The sequence below is a fragment of the uncultured Senegalimassilia sp. genome (genome assembly GCF_902464545.1).
Lineage (GTDB): Bacteria > Actinomycetota > Coriobacteriia > Coriobacteriales > Eggerthellaceae > Senegalimassilia.
This window is the reverse complement of sequence record NZ_CABQJR010000001.1, coordinates 129,840-144,402: the sequence shown is the minus strand read 5'-3', so window position 1 is coordinate 144,402 and position 14,563 is coordinate 129,840. Positions and strand designations below refer to the sequence as shown.

Below are 14,563 nucleotides of genomic sequence, written 5' to 3'. Positions count from 1 at the left end.
CGCGCGGGCAGATGTTCGCCAACCCGTTACGCTTCCGCAGCCCGTCTGTTGCGTAACTATATGATACTAACTTTGTACCATTTCCGGAAGCCCTTTTTGCGGTTTCTTGACGCGAACGGCATAAACAAGGGCGCACACCCCCGCCATCATAAGCGGCACGCTGAGAACCTGGCCCATGGTCAACCACCCTCCCCACAGGTAGCCGATCTGCGCATCGGGCTGGCGAACGAACTCGATGAGGAAGCGGAACAGGCCGTAACCAACCAGGAATACGCCCAAAAACGTCCCCTGCGGACGCGGCGGCTGCTTGCGCGACAAGGCGTACAGCACGCAGAACAGCACGACGCCCTCGAGCAGCGCCTCGTAAAGCTGCGAGGGATGACGAGGCATCGCACCCGCCGTGCCGCCGAACACCACGCCCCACGGCAAGCTGGTGGGCGCACCCCACAGCTCGCCGTTCACGAAGTTGGCGCAGCGGCCGAAGAATAGGCCGATAGGCGCCGCGATGCATCCCATATCCGCAAGCGTGAGATATGGGATGCCGGTGAAGCGCGCCGCGACGAGACCCGAGAGCAGCGCGCCGATAAGACCTCCGTGGAAGCTCATGCCGCCGTGGTTGAACGCCAAGATATCGGCGGGATGGGAGAAATAGTAGCCGTCACCGTAAACGAGAACGTAGCCTAAACGTCCTCCCAAAATCACACCCACGATGGCGCACAGCACCACGGTGAGCAGGCTGTCCGCATCCACCCGCACCTTCCAACGCTTCGCCACCTGCCACAGCACAAGCGCCGCGCACACGAAGCCGGCGACATAGGCGATACCGTACCAGCGCACGACAAAAGGCCCGATAGCGAACGCCACCGGGTCGAGCATGCGATATATCTCGTTTAACATGGGAAAAGCTCCGTTCCATAGCAGTCGAACGGAGAAAAGGATACCTTAGTTCAAGCCCCCCTGCGCCAACCTGTTGAGCGCTTGCCCTAACCTCTTCACGAAGCGAGCCGGGGATGGTGCGCAACAGCTGAACCTGCGCGCCGCATTTGGGGCAATCTAGAGTGAACAAGGCCGTTTCAGGGCCCAATACCATGATGGCGCGGTATCGCGCCATATCGAACGTGCCGCACCCGCAGCTAGGGCACGCAGCATGTATGTTCACGGCCCCCACCGAAACAGCCCCTAGAGCAAGAACCTATTCGGGTTACCCTGACGGGTGGGGCCTTCGCCAGCGCGATCGGCCGTGCTCGGCCCGTGCTCCAAGAAGAACTCGCAGAAGCGGCAAATCTCCTTTGCCGCCGCATCGAAATCGCGGCTGGGGTTGAGCAGCTTGCCGAAATCGGTGCACACCACGTGGGTGGGACGGAAGCAGGCGGCGAAGTGGCAATCTGCGGGGCACGGTTCGCCGGGAATGTTATGCGGGCATCGACCGTTCATCTCGGCATCCTCGTAGCAACCGCGCAACTCCCAACACTTCATGCCTTCCGCTTCCCTTCTCCGCCTGCTTACCTGATGTTTACCTGCTTACATGACCGCCGGCACCACGCGGGTGACGCCGGGCACGCGCTCCTTGAGGATGCGCTCGACGCCGTTGGCCAGCGTCATCTGGGACATGGGGCAGCCCTTGCAAGCGCCCTGCAGCTCGACGGTGACCACGCCGTCCTCGTCGACGTCGACGAGCTTCACGTCGCCGCCATCAGCCTGCAGGCTGGGTCGGATGAGCTCGAGCACTGCTGCAACATCGGTCTTTTCAACCATGGGGTTCTCCTTTACCTTTCGGTCTTTTGTTCATCATGAGCGATTCTACCACAGCGCCCGATAGGGCCATCGGGCGTTTGGATGGGGTTACGATGATGGTTTCCAGTCCTTGCCGAGGATAACCAGCACATCGGTGCCGAACGAATAGGCGCCGGTGTTCTGCACCAAGCGACCCACCCCCATGGCATCGAGCACGGTCTGCGCGGCCGGCTGCGCGTCGCTGGTGTTGTAGATGACCAGCGTTTCGCTGTACACGGAGGTATCGGTGTTGCCCGTCTCCGAAACCTTGAAGCCCTTCGAGGTGAGCGTCGACTCCATGGAAGCCGCCGCTCCCGTGATGCCGCCGCCGTTTTTAAGCGTGATGGTGAAGCTTCCGGGATCGGTGGTGGCAGCCTGCGTCTGCTCGGCGGGCTCCTGCCCTGAATCGACGCGGTCCATCATCTCGGACCACGAGGAGTTCGACACCGCATACACATCCTGGCCATCGCTTTGCGTGACGTAGCCGGGAACCAGGGCGCCCGTGACGGAGTCTGCGCTCATGCCTTTGAGGCCCTCGGCCAAGGACAGCGCGTCGCTTGAGCCCATGTCGGTGCCGAAGGCCCCCTGCAGCTGGTCGAGCAAGCCGACCAGGCTGGACTTGCCTCCCGACACCATGCGCAGCGACACGGCCTCAAGCAGCTTGCGCTGGTTTTCGGCCTGGGTCTGCCGCGGCGACTCGAAGTTGGTGGCGCGCGCCAGCGTAAGGGCGCCCTCACCGGTGAGGGTTTGGCTGCCTGCGGGCAGGTACACGCTGCCGGCGTTGGGATCGTCGACCTCTTCGGATAGGTCCACATCCACGCCGCCCAGCGTGTCCACCAGCTGCACCAGGCCGGCTGCGTCGATCTTCACCACATGCGAGATGTTCACATCGGCGAAGTTGGCAACGGCGCTGACCAGGCTGGCATCGCTCTCGCGCACGCTCGCCTGCCTGATGGGGTAATACTTACCGTCCTTCAGCGACACCTGCACATCGGCGGGAATGCTGATGATACAGGCGTTCTTGCCCGAGGGATCGGTTCGCACCAGGGCAAGCGCATCGGGGCCCTCGGCGGAATTCGGCATGCCGGGCGTATCGAGCTCGGCCACGACGAGCGTGTAGAACGGATCGCCGGACTTCACCGCGGTAAGCGCCTTGGCAGCATCGGAATCCTTGAGCGCCAGCTTGCCGTTAAGGTTTCCCATGAGGGTGAACGAGCCCACGCCGTAGGCCACCGCCGCCAACACGGCCACCACCGCAACGGCGATGCCCACACGTTTCGCGAGCGTGCGGCGCTTGACCCCCGGCGAGAATTCGAGGCCCCTTGCATAACCGGCACGGCTTCGCGGGCCCTGAGCGCCGGGCATGACGTTGCTCACGTAGCCGCGCTGCGCGCGCTTCTGCCTGCGCGGGCTGGAGAAGCCCACCTGGTCGGCGTTCATATGCGCCGGGCGCACCTTGGGGACGTGCGTTCCCAAGGTTGCGCTGCGCATGCGACGCGAGGTGAGCTTGGAGTTGATCTGCGTGATGTCCTTGCGTTTCCTGACCATGACGCTCCCGTCCGGCTATTCGGCCGCGCCAACCTGGCGGCGCGACACGTTGGCGCCGAGCTGGGAGAGCTTGCCGCAGTAGTCCTCGTAACCGCGGTCGATGTGCTTGATGTTGTGCACGCGGGTTTCGCCTTCTGCCACGATGCCCGCCAGCACCAATGCCGCGCCGGCGCGCAGGTCGGTGGAGGACACGTCGGTGCCCTGCAGGTCGTTCACGCCGCGCACGAGCGCATGATGGTCCTCGATGGTGATGTCGGCACCCATGCGCGCCAGCTCGCTGGCGAACATGAAGCGGTTCTCGAAGACGTTCTCGGTGACCATGGAAGTGCCGTGGGCCAAGCTGCACAGCAGCATGAACTGGGCCTGCAGGTCGGTGGGGAAGCCCGGATGCGGAAGCGTCTGGATATCGGTGGGCTGCAGCGGCTGGTTGCGGCTGCAGGTGATCCAATCCTCCCCTGCCTCGACGCAGCAGCCCATGGCGCGCAGCTTCATGATGGCCATGTGCAGGTACGACGGGTCGATGCCGCGCACCGTGACCGGGCCGCCCGTGAGCGCGCCGCCCGCCAAGAAGGTGCCGGCCTCGATGCGGTCGCCCACCGTGGTGTGCTCGCAGGGGTGCAGGCTTTCCAGCGGCACGCCTTCCACCTGGATAATGGATGAGCCAGCACCGCTGACCTTACCGCCCATGGCGTTGAGCATGTTCGCCAAATCCACGATCTCGGGCTCGCGCGCGGCGTTCTCGATGCAGGTGGTGCCGTGAGCGGTGACGGCGGCCATAAGGCAGTTCTCCGTAGCGCCCACGCTGGGGAACTCCAGCGTGACATCGGCGCCGTGCAGGCCGTTGGGCGTGTGGACGTTCAGGTACCCATGGTCCACGGTGAACTCCACGCCCAGGGCCTCAAGGCCCACCAGGTGCATATCGATCTTGCGAGCGCCGATCTGGCAGCCGCCGGGCATGGCCACGCGCGCCTGGCCGAAACGCGCCACCAGCGGGCCGAGCACGCTGATGGACGCGCGCATCTTCGACACCAGCTCGTAGGGTGTTTCATGGGACGTGACCTGGGCGGTGTCGATGACCATGGTGTGGCCGTCGCGCTCGACGGTGGCGCCGAGGCACTCGAGCACCTCCGACATGACGACGATATCGCTGATAAGGGGCACGTTGTGCAGCGTTGAGGCGCCCTGGCCCAAAAGCGAGGCGGCGATGAGCTTCAAAGCCGAGTTCTTCGCGCCGGAAACCCTCACCTCGCCGGAAAGGACGTTGTTGCCCTCGACGACGATGATCTCTTTCTCAGACATGCAAACCCCCCTGTATGAACTAGATTGCGAAAGCCCATTATAAAGCGAAGGCCCGCGCAAGGCGGGCCTTCACGATGAAAGCAAACGTACTATGCATTCGCGAGCGCGTAGAAGCGATGATGGCCCGACAATGGAAAACGGGCCGCCCCGTGCCTTGCGTCCGCTTCCGCTGCGGCATCGACGGCCGATGTCGCAGCATGACGGCGGATGCAGGGCGAAGGAACGGCCCGCAGCGTTTGCGATTCGCTGGCTATGTGGCGAAAAGCGTTGGTTACGCGGTCTCGCCCAGAGCCCAGCGCACGAAACCGGTCACCTTGATGGTGCCGCCCAGGTTCTTGGCGCACTCGTCGGTGTACTGCTTGATGGACTGGTCAGGGTTCTTGACGAAGGCCTGCTCGGTCAGGCAGTTCTCCTTGTAGAACTTCTCCATACGGCCGGTAGCCATCTTCTCCTGGATGGCCTCGGGCTTGCCGGACTCGGCAGCCTGAGCCTTGTAAATGCCCATCTCATGCTCGACAACCTCGGCCGGCACGGACTCGCGGTTGGCGGACACCGGGGAAGCGGCGGCAACCTGCATGGCAACGTCGCGGCCGTAAGCCTGGAAGCCCTCGGAAGCGGGGTCGATGCCCTCGACGTCGAAGGTCACCAGAACGCCGATCTTGCCGCCACCATGGATGTAGGAGGCGATGCCACCGGCGTTGACGGTGGTGGCGCGGGGGAGCTGGATGTTCTCGCCCAGCACGTGGATGGCGTCGGTGAGGATGTCCTCGACGGGCTCGCCCTCGAAGGTGGAGGCGCGCAGAGCCTCGACGTCGGCGGCGTTGGCGGCCAGAGCAGCGCGGCCCAGCTTCTCGGCGTAGGCCTTGAACTTCTCGTTCATGCCCACGAAGTCGGTCTCGCAGTTCAGCTCGACGACGGCGGCGGACTTGGCATCATCGGCCAGGACGGTCATGACGGTGCCCTCGTTGGTGGCGCGGCCGGCCTTCTTGGCGGCAGCGGCCAGACCGCGGGTGCGCAGCACGTCGACGGCCTTCTCCATATCGCCATCGGCCTCGACGAGCGCCTTCTTGCACTCCATCATGCCGGCGTCGGTCATCTCGCGCAGTTCCTTGACCATGGAAGCGGTGATAGCAGCCACGTTGGATCCTTTCTATCCTTGTTGCGGCGGCGCTGGGAGCGTCGCCGTTAATAACCTCGAACGCCGTCGGCCGCCCTACGGGGACCGACGGCGTGCAACACCAGTGGGTTAGGCCCCGTGCTTATTCGGCAGCAGGAGCGGCAGCCTCGGCAGCCGGAGCAGCCTCGGCCTCGGCCGGAGCGGCCATTTCCTCAGCGGAAACGGGGGCGCCGGTGCCGGCGACGACGGCGTCGGCGATGAAATCGGCCAGCAGCTTGACGGAGCGGATGGCGTCGTCGTTGGCCGGGATGCCGTACTCGACGTCATCGGGATCGCAGTTGGTGTCCAGCGTGCCCACCACGGGGATGTTCAGACGATGAGCCTCGCGGATGGCGATCTCCTCGCGGTTGGTGTCGATCACGAAGATGGCGTCGGGGACGCGCTTCATGTTGCGGATGCCGTTGAGGTTGAGCTGCAGCTTGGACAGCTCCTTGCGCAGCAGGATCTGCTCCTTCTTCGGCAGCAGCGCCATACGGCCGTCGGCCTCCATGGCCTCCAGCTCCTCCATGCGGGTGACGCGGGAGCGGATGGTCACGAAGTTGGTGAGCATGCCGCCGAGCCAACGGGCGTTGACGTAGGGCATGCCGCAACGGTTGGCGGCGTCGGCGACGGCCTCCTGGGCCTGCTTCTTCGTGCCGACGAACAGGACGGAGCCGCCGTTCTTGGCGATGTTGGAGACGAAGGTGTAAGCCTGGTCCATGCCCATGAGGGACTGCTTCAGGTCCAGGATGTAGATGTCACCGCGGGCGCCGAAGATGAACGGCTTCATCTTGGGGTTCCAGCGACGCTTCTGGTGACCGAAGTGCGCGCCTGCGTCGAGCAGGGTCTGAATGCTGATCTTAGCCATGACACTCTCCATTCGTTAGTCCTCTGCGTGCGGTCATCCCCTTTCATCCGCAACCAATTTCGGCCACTAGCGGGAAGGGTCGCACACGCATGTGTGATAAAACAGCCCTCGAATTATAACAACGCCCCCGGGCGTTTGCAACGGGGGCGTTGAAGATTTGGTGCGGTCTTCACGAACCCGCTACCTAAGCTTGATTCGCAACCTCATCCGAACACTTCGCATTTGCTCTCGAACTCAGCCGTACACGTCCGGCTGAGTTCGAGAATTCCTTTCTGGAGGTAAGGCCGCGGGCCCTGGGCGCGCGACCGCCCATCGGCCGTCGAGCGCCATCGGGCTCCGGCACTAGATGCATGACCGCCAATCGGCCGATGCCCGCGGGCTCTCGACGGGCCTATGCGTCGTAGCGCTTCCCGTTGCGCATGGACAGCGCGACGGTGGAGGCGTTGTGCAGAAGCGAGGACATCTGCGGGGAGATGATGCCGCCGATGCCGGCCGCCAGCAACGTCGAGTTGATGGCCATGACCTCCTTGAAGCTGCCGTTCAAGCGGCCCATGAGGCCCTCGCTCATGCGGCGCAGCGCCACGATGGAGCCGAGCTGGCCGCCCGTGAGCGTGATGTCGGCCACCTCCTTGGCCACCGCGGTCCCCTGCCCCATGGCGATGCCCACATCGGCGAGCGCCAACGCCGGAGCATCGTTGACGCCGTCGCCGACCATGACCACTTGCGCGCCTTGCGCCTTGAGACCCTCGACGAAAGCATATTTGTCCTCGGGAAGCAGGTTCGCGTGGAACTCGGAGACGCCGGCACGCGCGGCGATGCGCGCGGCGGTGCGCTCGTTGTCGCCCGTGAGCATGATGGCGCGCGAAAGCCCCAGGCGGCGAAGCTCGGCGATGGCCTCGGGAACGCCGGCCTTGAGCGGATCCTGCACGCCGATGACGCCCATGAGCTTGCCATCCACGGCAAGGTAGAGCGGCGAGAGGCCCTCGGTTTCCCGCGCGATGAGCTCCTTCTGCGCTTCGGAGATCTCGACCCGCTCGTCCTCCACGACGAAATGTTCCGAGCCGATGACCACGCGCTTGCCGTCAAGCGAGCTGGCTATGCCGTGCGCCACGATGTACTCAACCTCGGCGTGGCGCTCGCGGTGCTCGAGGCCCTTGTCGGCGGCAGCGCGCACCACCGCGCGGGCCACCGGGTGCGGGAAGTGCTCCTCCAAGCACGCGGCGAAGCGAAGCACCTCGTCATCATCCCAGCCGTCAAGGGAAAGCACGCGCGCCACCTGCGGGGCTGCCTCGGTGAGCGTGCCCGTCTTGTCGAACACGATGACGTCGGCATGCGCCATGGACTCGAAGTGCTGCGAACCTTTCACGGTGAATCCCGCTTGGGCGGACTGGCTCATGGCCGACAGCACGGCTATGGAACCGGTGAGCTTGAGCGCGCAGGAGTAGTCGACCATAAGGGCAGCCGAAGTCTTCACCAGGCTGCGCGTGGTGAGCGCCACGATGCCGGCGAGCAGGAAGTTCCACGGCACGATGCGATCGGCAAGGCGTTCCATGCGCGACTGCGTCTGCGACTTGTAGGACTCGGTCTGCTCGACCAGGTTCACGATGGTGCGCAGCTTCGTCTGGCCCTCGTTGGCCTTCACCTCGACGATGATCTCGCCGTCCTCCACCGCCGTGCCGGCGAACACGTCGTCGCCGACGGTGCGTTCCACGGCCAGCGGCTCGCCGGTAAGCGCCGCCTGGTTGACCATGGCGCACCCGCGCACCACCGTGCCGTCCACGCACACGGGCATGCCGGTGCGCACGGCGATGAGCTGGCCTTGTCGCAGGGTACTGGAGGGAACCTGCACCTCGGTGTCGCCTTCCACCAGCTGAGCGGTCTCGGGCAGATCAAGCAGCGCGTTGATGAGCGCTCCCTCCGAGCGGCTGCGCGTATACTCCTCAAGCGTCTCGCCCACGTTGAGCAGAAGCATGGTGAGCCCCGCCGTGCGCGGGTCGCGCTTCGCGAACGATATGCCGATGGCCGCCGCGTCGAGCACGGGGACGTCCAGCCGGCCCGCCGCCAGCGACTTCAGGCCGGCGAACAGGAACTTGCGGTAGCTGAGCACCGTCCAGGCTGCCGCCAAGGGCGCGGGCAGGAACCAACGGCGCATGAAATGGAAGCCTACCAGCGATGCCAGGTCCATGAGCAGGGAATGCGAGCGCGGGGCAAGCTCGAGGCCGCAGCCCTGCTTCGCCTTGGCAATAGCCGTCGCGTCGATGCCGGCCAGATGGTCGAGCACGCGCGCACGGGCGCCAGGGGCGGCATTGTAGACCAGGGCCACGCTGCCGATGCGCGGATAGACGGTTGATTTCGCAATATCGGGGCTTGCGCCCAGGACGCGATACAGCGCATCCAAGTCCGCTGGCGGGACAGGGCCCGCCAGCTTCACGCGCAAACGGCCCGGAAGCTCATTTGCGATCCGATATTTCATGGCAACGTCTTCGCGCTATTCGCCGTCGACAGCGGTCGGCTCGGCCTTTGCGGACTCGTTGATGTAGCTGGCCTCGGCAACGATGTCGTCCACCTGGGCCTTGGCCTGCTCGACCACGTCCTGATAGGCGGCCTTGGCCTGCAGGCCCTTGGCAACGCCCTGCACGTAGCACTTCTTCGCCGTGGAGCTGCTCAGCGCCTTCAAGCCCAGCGTGCCCAGGGCGAAACCGCCGGCGATCATCCAACCATCGCGCTTTTTGAGTTTCATCTTCTGCGTCCTTTCTTGTGCTGACCATCGCTATGCATTCAGCGATGTTCGACCCCAATAACTTTTACTCCGTTCGAAAGAGTATGACGCAGCTGACATATTGTCAATCTATGGCAACTTTTTTCTCGAAATCCCCGCTTACCGTCATACGGGGTTATTGCGGATGGCGGATGACGTGGGCGTTTCCGCAGGGCGAAGCACGCTATCATGATGCAAGCACTGATTTCGAACCATTTGGAGCATCGTATGAACTTCAACAACGTAACCTTCGAGCGCTCGTTCGGCATCTCGTCGCAGCTGCCTCCCTCGACGCTTCCGGAAGTGGCGTTCGCCGGCCGTTCGAACGTGGGCAAGTCGTCCATGCTCAACGCCCTGTTCGGCCGCAAAAGCCTGGCGAAGGTCTCGCAGAAGCCCGGCAAGACGTCTACCATCAACTTCTTCGCCACCGAAGGCGCCCGCTTCGTCGACCTGCCTGGCTACGGCTACGCGCGCGTGGCGAAATCCGAGAAGGGCCGCTGGGCGGAGCTGATCGAGGGCTATTTCAACCAGGATCGCAACTTCGCGCTGGTGGTCAGCCTGGTGGACATCCGCCACGAAGCGCAGCAGCTCGATCTGAACATGATCAACTTCCTCATAGAGGCGGGGCTTCCGTTCGCCGTGGTGCTCACGAAGGCCGATAAGCTCTCCCGCAACCAGCAGAACAAGCAGGTATCGGTGCTGCGCCGCCAGCTGGCCCTACCCGACGACGTTCCCATGCTGGTGACGTCCAGCGAGAAACGCGAGGGCTTCGACGCCTTGCGCAAGCTCATCACGCAGGCCTGCGAAGGCTAGCGCGGTATCGCGGAAGCGCGGGCGCGCGCCGATTAGGGTTACATGCCCCGCTGGCATGATTTTGCCGACACCCGCCCTTCGCGAAATTAGACGCCCTCCCCCACTGGCAATGAGGCCGAATGTTCCATAGGCATGATTGGCTCGGCGCCCCTTTCGCCAGCCCCGGCTTCAAGCAGCCTTTCCTGCCGAGCTAACACCCCTGTAAACGCGAACGAGCCCCAAGCTGATGGGACAGCTTGGGGCTCGTTGTTTGCTGCAGGTGTTTCTTCGCTGCCGGCTAGATACTTGCCGGCGCGGCGCCGGAGCGGGAAGCGCTACCAGGGGCGCACGATGATCATGTCGGACTGCACGGAGCTGACGCACACCGTCTGGCCGAAGGTTGGGGCATGGATCATCTGGCCGCCGCCGATGTAGATGCCGCAGTGCGACCAACTGGTGCAGATGTCGCCGGGCTGGGGATCGGAGACCTGGGACATGCCCATGAACGTGTACGTGGTGCCGTAGCGCGAATTGCTGCCGGTCAGCGCATAGCTGACCAGGCCGGAGCAATCGAAGCCGTCAGGGCCGACGCCGCCCCACACGTACGGTGCGCCGATGCAGCTGTAAGCGCGGTCGACGATGGCGTTGCCCGTGGAGGCGTTGTAAGACGGCGTCCAGCTGCTGGAACCGCCCGAGTTGCCGGTGTTGCCGGAGTTGTCCGAGTTGCCGTTATCGGTCCAACCGGTGTTGCCGGTGTCGCCGGAGTTGTCGGTCCACGTGTTGCCACCGCCGTTATCGGCAGCGCCGCCGTTACCGCCATTGCCGCCGGCATTGGCGTTGTTGTTGGTGGCAGCGGCGATGCCCATACGCTGGGTGGCCTGGGCAGCGGACTGGTCGACGGTCTGCTGGGCAGTTGCGGCGGCAGCAGCAGCCTGTGCGGCGCGCTCTTCCTCAACCAGCGTGGCAACCTCGGCCGAAAGGCCGTCATAGGTCTGCTGCATGGAGTTGACGGTGGACTGCGCCTCGTCCTGAATCTGCTTGGCCTCGGAGGCCTTGGCAGCGGCGGTGCGGGTCTGCTCGTCGAACGTGGCCTTCTGCTCCTGAGCCTCGGTGCGCAGATCCTTGTTGCGCTGCACGAGCTCGGCATCGTTATCGTTGACCTTGTTCAGCAGGTCCCAGTTCGTGGCGAACTCGCTGAACGAGGTGGAGCCGAGCAGCAAGTCCAAAAACGAGCTGGCGCCCGTGCGGTACATGCTTTGCGCGCGATCGCCCAAACGGGATTGCACGTCGGCGATCTCGACGTTGATCTGGTCGATGCGCTCCTGCGCCTGATCGGCGGACTGCTGGGCCTGAGCCTGCTCCTCGAGCGCCTGGCCATAGTCGGCCGACGCCTGATCGAGCTGATACTGCATGGAGTTGAGCGAGGCCAGGACCGCCTGGGCCTCTGCCTGCTTGGAAGATGAATCAGGGGTGGCGAATGCCAGCTGCGGAACCATAAGGCCGCAGGACAGGACGCAAGCCATCGCTCCACCGGCGATGCGGCGGCGCAGCTTCATTTCCTGTTGCATGCACGAACCTCCTTCTCGGTTGCAAAATCGCTTACGCCACTGTATCACCCTGGCAACAAGCGCGGTACCTTTTGCACTGAACGGGCATACGCCCAGGTGAGGCAACCTGCATATATGGAGAACGGGCAGGTGGGGCGAAACCGGGGATTCAACCCCGGCCCGCTCCGCCTGCCCGTTCCTGACAGTGACTTGCGCCATCGCCTAGCCGCGGAAGCCAGCGTCCTCCTTATGGCGCGATGGGTCGTCGGCCGCGGAGGTTGCCAGCGCATCGCAGCGCTCGTTCTCGGCATGGCCGGCATGGCCCTTGACCCAGACGAACTCCACGTCGTGGGGTTCCTTCGCCTTGAGCATGCGTTTCCACAGATCGGAGTTCTTCACCGGCTGCTTCTGCGAGTTCTTCCACCCGCGCTTGAGCCAGCCGTCCACCCAGTGCTGGTTGAACGCGTTCACCAGATATTGGGAATCGGAGTACAGCGTCACGTGGCACGGGCGCTTGAGGGCCTCGAGGGCCACGATGGCGCCGAGCAGCTCCATACGGTTGTTCGTGGTGCAGCGATACCCTTGCGAGAACTCCCGTTCGTGCACCCCGCCCTTGCTGTCGACGAAGCGCAGGATGCTGCCGTACCCGCCCGGCCCGGGGTTGCCCCGCGAGGCGCCGTCGGAATACAAATCAACGTGCATATGCAAACCAATCTTTCCGCACCCATGAAAAGGCCGGCCAGCCGCGTTGCCGCAGCTGGCCAGCCTGATCGGATGCCGTGCTTTGAAACCCTACTTGAACTGCGAGGGGTGCTTCGAGAAGAAGTCGAAGCGCGGGGGAAGCTCGCGGATGCGATGGCGCCCATCCTCGAGCTCGGCGCCGTGGCACAGCTCGTCCATGCCCTCGAAATCGAAGTTCCAGCTGAAGAAGTCGTCGAACTCGAAGCTGAGGTAATCGGCGATCTTCTCGCAGCCCTTCGGCACCACGGGGTGCATGAGCAGCGTGGACACGCGAAGCAGGTAGAAGCAGTCCACGAGCACCTGACGGCGCAGCTGCTCGTCGCCTTCCTTCTCGGCGGTGCGGATGTTGTCCGTCCAGTACTTGTTCGCCCAGCGGATGAACGTGTCCATGATGGACATGACCGTGTGCAGCTCGGCCTTGTGCATGGTCTTGTCGTACTCGTTCATGCAGGCGTGCGCGCGCTCGCGCACCTCAGGCGACACCTCGCCGAGCGGCATCCAGCCCTCGAAGTTCTTCTGCGCCTCGTAGAAGCAGCTGCGTGCCAGACGGTTGAACACGTTGGTGAGCAGCGTGCCCTCCTTGAGAACCGGGTCGGCTACGCGCGGGTCGTTGCGCTTCGCCTCGTCGGGGTCGAAGGGCTTGGGCTTGAAGCCCACGGACTTCTGATCCAGGCCAAGCGCCAGGAAGTGTGCGCGAAGCTGCTCGACGGTGTAATGCTCCAGCAGCTCGTCGGCCGTAGGCGGCTTGACCGAGCCCGACGACGAAGCCTTCTTGTTGCCGAGCAGGATGTGATGGTTGGCGATGAGGCTGGTCTGACGCAGGGGCGTGTCCGTCTCGCCGGGCGCGAGGATATCGCCCGGGCGCAGCGCCTCGATGAGCGCCGGCTGGGCCACGCCGTAGAAGTACAGGTTGTCCTGGCCGATGAACTGGTAGACCTGCGCGTCTTCCGAGCACCAGAAGTCGCGCCAGCTGCCGCGCGGCAGGCCCATCTTGTCGTTGACGGCCATGGTGAAGCTCATGGGAGCCCACAGGCTTTCGGGCCAGCACCACACCGTCAGGCCCTCGAGCCCGTCGATGACCGGCGCCTTCACGCCCCACTCGATGTTGCCGGTGATGCGGAAGGGAACGAGCGCCTTGCCCGTGCGGAAGCGGATGCCCGCCGCGGCAAGCACGTCGCGTGCCGCATCGCGGTCGTCGATGGTGTCGAACTCGATCTCGAAGGACTGCTTGCCCTTCTCGGCCTCATGGTACTGATGATGCGCGAGCTTGTCGGCGATTTCCAGATACTGGTCGTACAGCTCGTTTTTGATATAGACCACCGGCGGGGCCAAGAACTCCTTGATGGTCTGCGGCACGATGGGGCGCACCTCGGGGTCGGCCTCAAGGGCCTCCACGTGCTTTTTCAGGAAGCCGTTGAACGCCGGCAGGTCGAAATACCAGTTCTCCACCGGGCGCATCTCGGGCGTGACGCCGGTGAGCGAGGACTTCGGCGCGATAAGATCCTCAGGCGCATAGCTGTGGCCTAGGTCGCACTCATCGGCATAGGCGTGCTCGGACTTGCAGCCCTGCACGGGGCAATGGCCCTGCACCTGGCGGCCGTTCAGGAACGTGCCTGCCTCGGGGTCGTAGAACTGCAGCGTCGCGCGCTTCTGCAGCCAGCCGTTCTCATGCAGCTTCTTGATGAACGCCTCGCTGATGAGCTGGTGGACCTCGCCGGAATGCCCGATGTTGGAGCCTTCGTAGATATCAAGGCTGATGTCATAGGAATCCAGCGTGGCCTTCTGGCGGTTGTGGTTGCGCAGCACGTAATCCTCGATGGTGCCGTCGAACTGCCCGGCCTCCACCAGCTTGCGGTAGCCCTCGTTGATGGGCGAGCCGAAGCAGTCCGTGCCGCTGATGAAGCGGACGTTTTCCGCGCCGATGCGGTCGCGCAGGAAGCGCGCGAAGCAGTCGGCGGGCACGAACACGCCGGCGATATGCCCGAAATGCAGCGGCTTGTTGCCGTAGGGCATGCCGGCCGTGACCACCGCGCGCTTGGGCCAGGCAACCGTTTCGTTGTTGTCATGCATTGTCGCCATCT

Annotated in this window: 13 protein-coding genes; 1 reads left to right on the top strand and 12 read right to left on the bottom strand. The window is 64.1% G+C overall.

Annotation, left to right across the window (positions count from 1 at the left end; genetic code table 11):
• Nucleotides 1-66: 66 nt before the first annotated feature.
• From lgt to RDW26_RS00470, 9 genes are all read right to left on the bottom strand, one after another.
• Entirely contained in the window at nucleotides 67-897 is an 831-nt protein-coding gene (gene lgt / locus RDW26_RS00510; RefSeq protein WP_307982030.1) for a prolipoprotein diacylglyceryl transferase, read from the bottom strand.
• Nucleotides 898-1,179: 282 nt separating this feature from the next.
• Entirely contained in the window at nucleotides 1,180-1,476 is a 297-nt protein-coding gene (locus tag RDW26_RS00505; RefSeq protein ID WP_307982028.1) for a hypothetical protein, read from the bottom strand.
• Between the two features lie 45 nt (nucleotides 1,477-1,521).
• On the bottom strand, nucleotides 1,522-1,755 hold the full coding sequence (locus tag RDW26_RS00500) for a NifU family protein (protein WP_114620220.1): 234 nt from the start codon (nucleotides 1,753-1,755) through the stop codon (nucleotides 1,522-1,524).
• A gap of 87 nt (nucleotides 1,756-1,842) precedes the next feature.
• Nucleotides 1,843-3,321 carry an LCP family protein gene (locus RDW26_RS00495; protein ID WP_307982027.1) on the bottom strand — a complete coding sequence of 493 codons (1,479 nt, stop codon included), beginning with the start codon at nucleotides 3,319-3,321 and terminating at the stop codon, nucleotides 1,843-1,845.
• A 15-nt stretch (nucleotides 3,322-3,336) separates the two neighbouring features.
• On the bottom strand, nucleotides 3,337-4,620 hold the full coding sequence (gene murA, locus RDW26_RS00490; protein WP_307982026.1) for a UDP-N-acetylglucosamine 1-carboxyvinyltransferase: 1,284 nt from the start codon (nucleotides 4,618-4,620) through the stop codon (nucleotides 3,337-3,339).
• Between the two features lie 271 nt (nucleotides 4,621-4,891).
• Nucleotides 4,892-5,758, bottom strand: coding sequence for a translation elongation factor Ts (tsf, locus tag RDW26_RS00485; protein ID WP_307982024.1), 867 nt, complete (start codon nucleotides 5,756-5,758; stop codon nucleotides 4,892-4,894).
• A gap of 121 nt (nucleotides 5,759-5,879) precedes the next feature.
• Nucleotides 5,880-6,644, bottom strand: coding sequence for a 30S ribosomal protein S2 (gene rpsB, locus RDW26_RS00480; RefSeq protein WP_307982023.1), 765 nt, complete (start codon nucleotides 6,642-6,644; stop codon nucleotides 5,880-5,882).
• Nucleotides 6,645-7,035: 391 nt separating this feature from the next.
• Nucleotides 7,036-9,117 (bottom strand): heavy metal translocating P-type ATPase, encoded by a 2,082-nt coding sequence (locus tag RDW26_RS00475; RefSeq protein WP_307982021.1) that lies wholly within the window; start codon nucleotides 9,115-9,117, stop codon nucleotides 7,036-7,038.
• A gap of 15 nt (nucleotides 9,118-9,132) precedes the next feature.
• Nucleotides 9,133-9,384 (bottom strand): DUF6110 family protein, encoded by a 252-nt coding sequence (locus RDW26_RS00470; RefSeq protein ID WP_303858581.1) that lies wholly within the window; start codon nucleotides 9,382-9,384, stop codon nucleotides 9,133-9,135.
• Between the two features lie 246 nt (nucleotides 9,385-9,630).
• Here RDW26_RS00470 and yihA point away from each other — a divergent pair, with 246 nt between their 5' ends.
• On the top strand, nucleotides 9,631-10,215 hold the full coding sequence (gene yihA / locus RDW26_RS00465) for a ribosome biogenesis GTP-binding protein YihA/YsxC (RefSeq protein WP_307982018.1): 585 nt from the start codon (nucleotides 9,631-9,633) through the stop codon (nucleotides 10,213-10,215).
• 314 nt (nucleotides 10,216-10,529) lie between these two features.
• Here the strand turns inward: yihA and RDW26_RS00460 are convergent, their stop codons facing one another.
• The 3 genes from RDW26_RS00460 to RDW26_RS00450 form a co-directional block, all read right to left on the bottom strand.
• Nucleotides 10,530-11,762 (bottom strand): NlpC/P60 family protein, encoded by a 1,233-nt coding sequence (locus RDW26_RS00460; protein WP_307981118.1) that lies wholly within the window; start codon nucleotides 11,760-11,762, stop codon nucleotides 10,530-10,532.
• Between the two features lie 201 nt (nucleotides 11,763-11,963).
• A complete protein-coding gene (gene rnhA / locus RDW26_RS00455; RefSeq protein WP_114620216.1) occupies nucleotides 11,964-12,443 on the bottom strand; it encodes a ribonuclease HI in 480 nt (159 codons plus the stop codon).
• A gap of 90 nt (nucleotides 12,444-12,533) precedes the next feature.
• Entirely contained in the window at nucleotides 12,534-14,561 is a 2,028-nt protein-coding gene (locus tag RDW26_RS00450; RefSeq protein WP_307981119.1) for a class I tRNA ligase family protein, read from the bottom strand.
• Nucleotides 14,562-14,563: the final 2 nt, after the last annotated feature.

Bases quoted from the DNA above. Each gene is read 5' to 3' on its own strand.
- lgt (WP_307982030.1), bottom strand. From the start codon at position 897: ATGTTAAACGAGATATATCGCATGCTCGACCCGGTGGCGTTCGCTATC.
- RDW26_RS00505 (WP_307982028.1), bottom strand. From the start codon at position 1,476: ATGAAGTGTTGGGAGTTGCGCGGTTGCTACGAGGATGCCGAGATGAAC.
- RDW26_RS00500 (WP_114620220.1), bottom strand. From the start codon at position 1,755: ATGGTTGAAAAGACCGATGTTGCAGCAGTGCTCGAGCTCATCCGACCC.
- RDW26_RS00495 (WP_307982027.1), bottom strand. From the start codon at position 3,321: ATGGTCAGGAAACGCAAGGACATCACGCAGATCAACTCCAAGCTCACC.
- murA (WP_307982026.1), bottom strand. From the start codon at position 4,620: ATGTCTGAGAAAGAGATCATCGTCGTCGAGGGCAACAACGTCCTTTCC.
- rpsB (WP_307982023.1), bottom strand. From the start codon at position 6,644: ATGGCTAAGATCAGCATTCAGACCCTGCTCGACGCAGGCGCGCACTTC.
- RDW26_RS00475 (WP_307982021.1), bottom strand. From the start codon at position 9,117: ATGAAATATCGGATCGCAAATGAGCTTCCGGGCCGTTTGCGCGTGAAG.
- RDW26_RS00470 (WP_303858581.1), bottom strand. From the start codon at position 9,384: ATGAAACTCAAAAAGCGCGATGGTTGGATGATCGCCGGCGGTTTCGCC.
- yihA (WP_307982018.1), top strand. From the start codon at position 9,631: ATGAACTTCAACAACGTAACCTTCGAGCGCTCGTTCGGCATCTCGTCG.
- RDW26_RS00460 (WP_307981118.1), bottom strand. From the start codon at position 11,762: ATGCAACAGGAAATGAAGCTGCGCCGCCGCATCGCCGGTGGAGCGATG.
- rnhA (WP_114620216.1), bottom strand. From the start codon at position 12,443: ATGCACGTTGATTTGTATTCCGACGGCGCCTCGCGGGGCAACCCCGGG.
- RDW26_RS00450 (WP_307981119.1), bottom strand. From the start codon at position 14,561: ATGGCGACAATGCATGACAACAACGAAACGGTTGCCTGGCCCAAGCGC.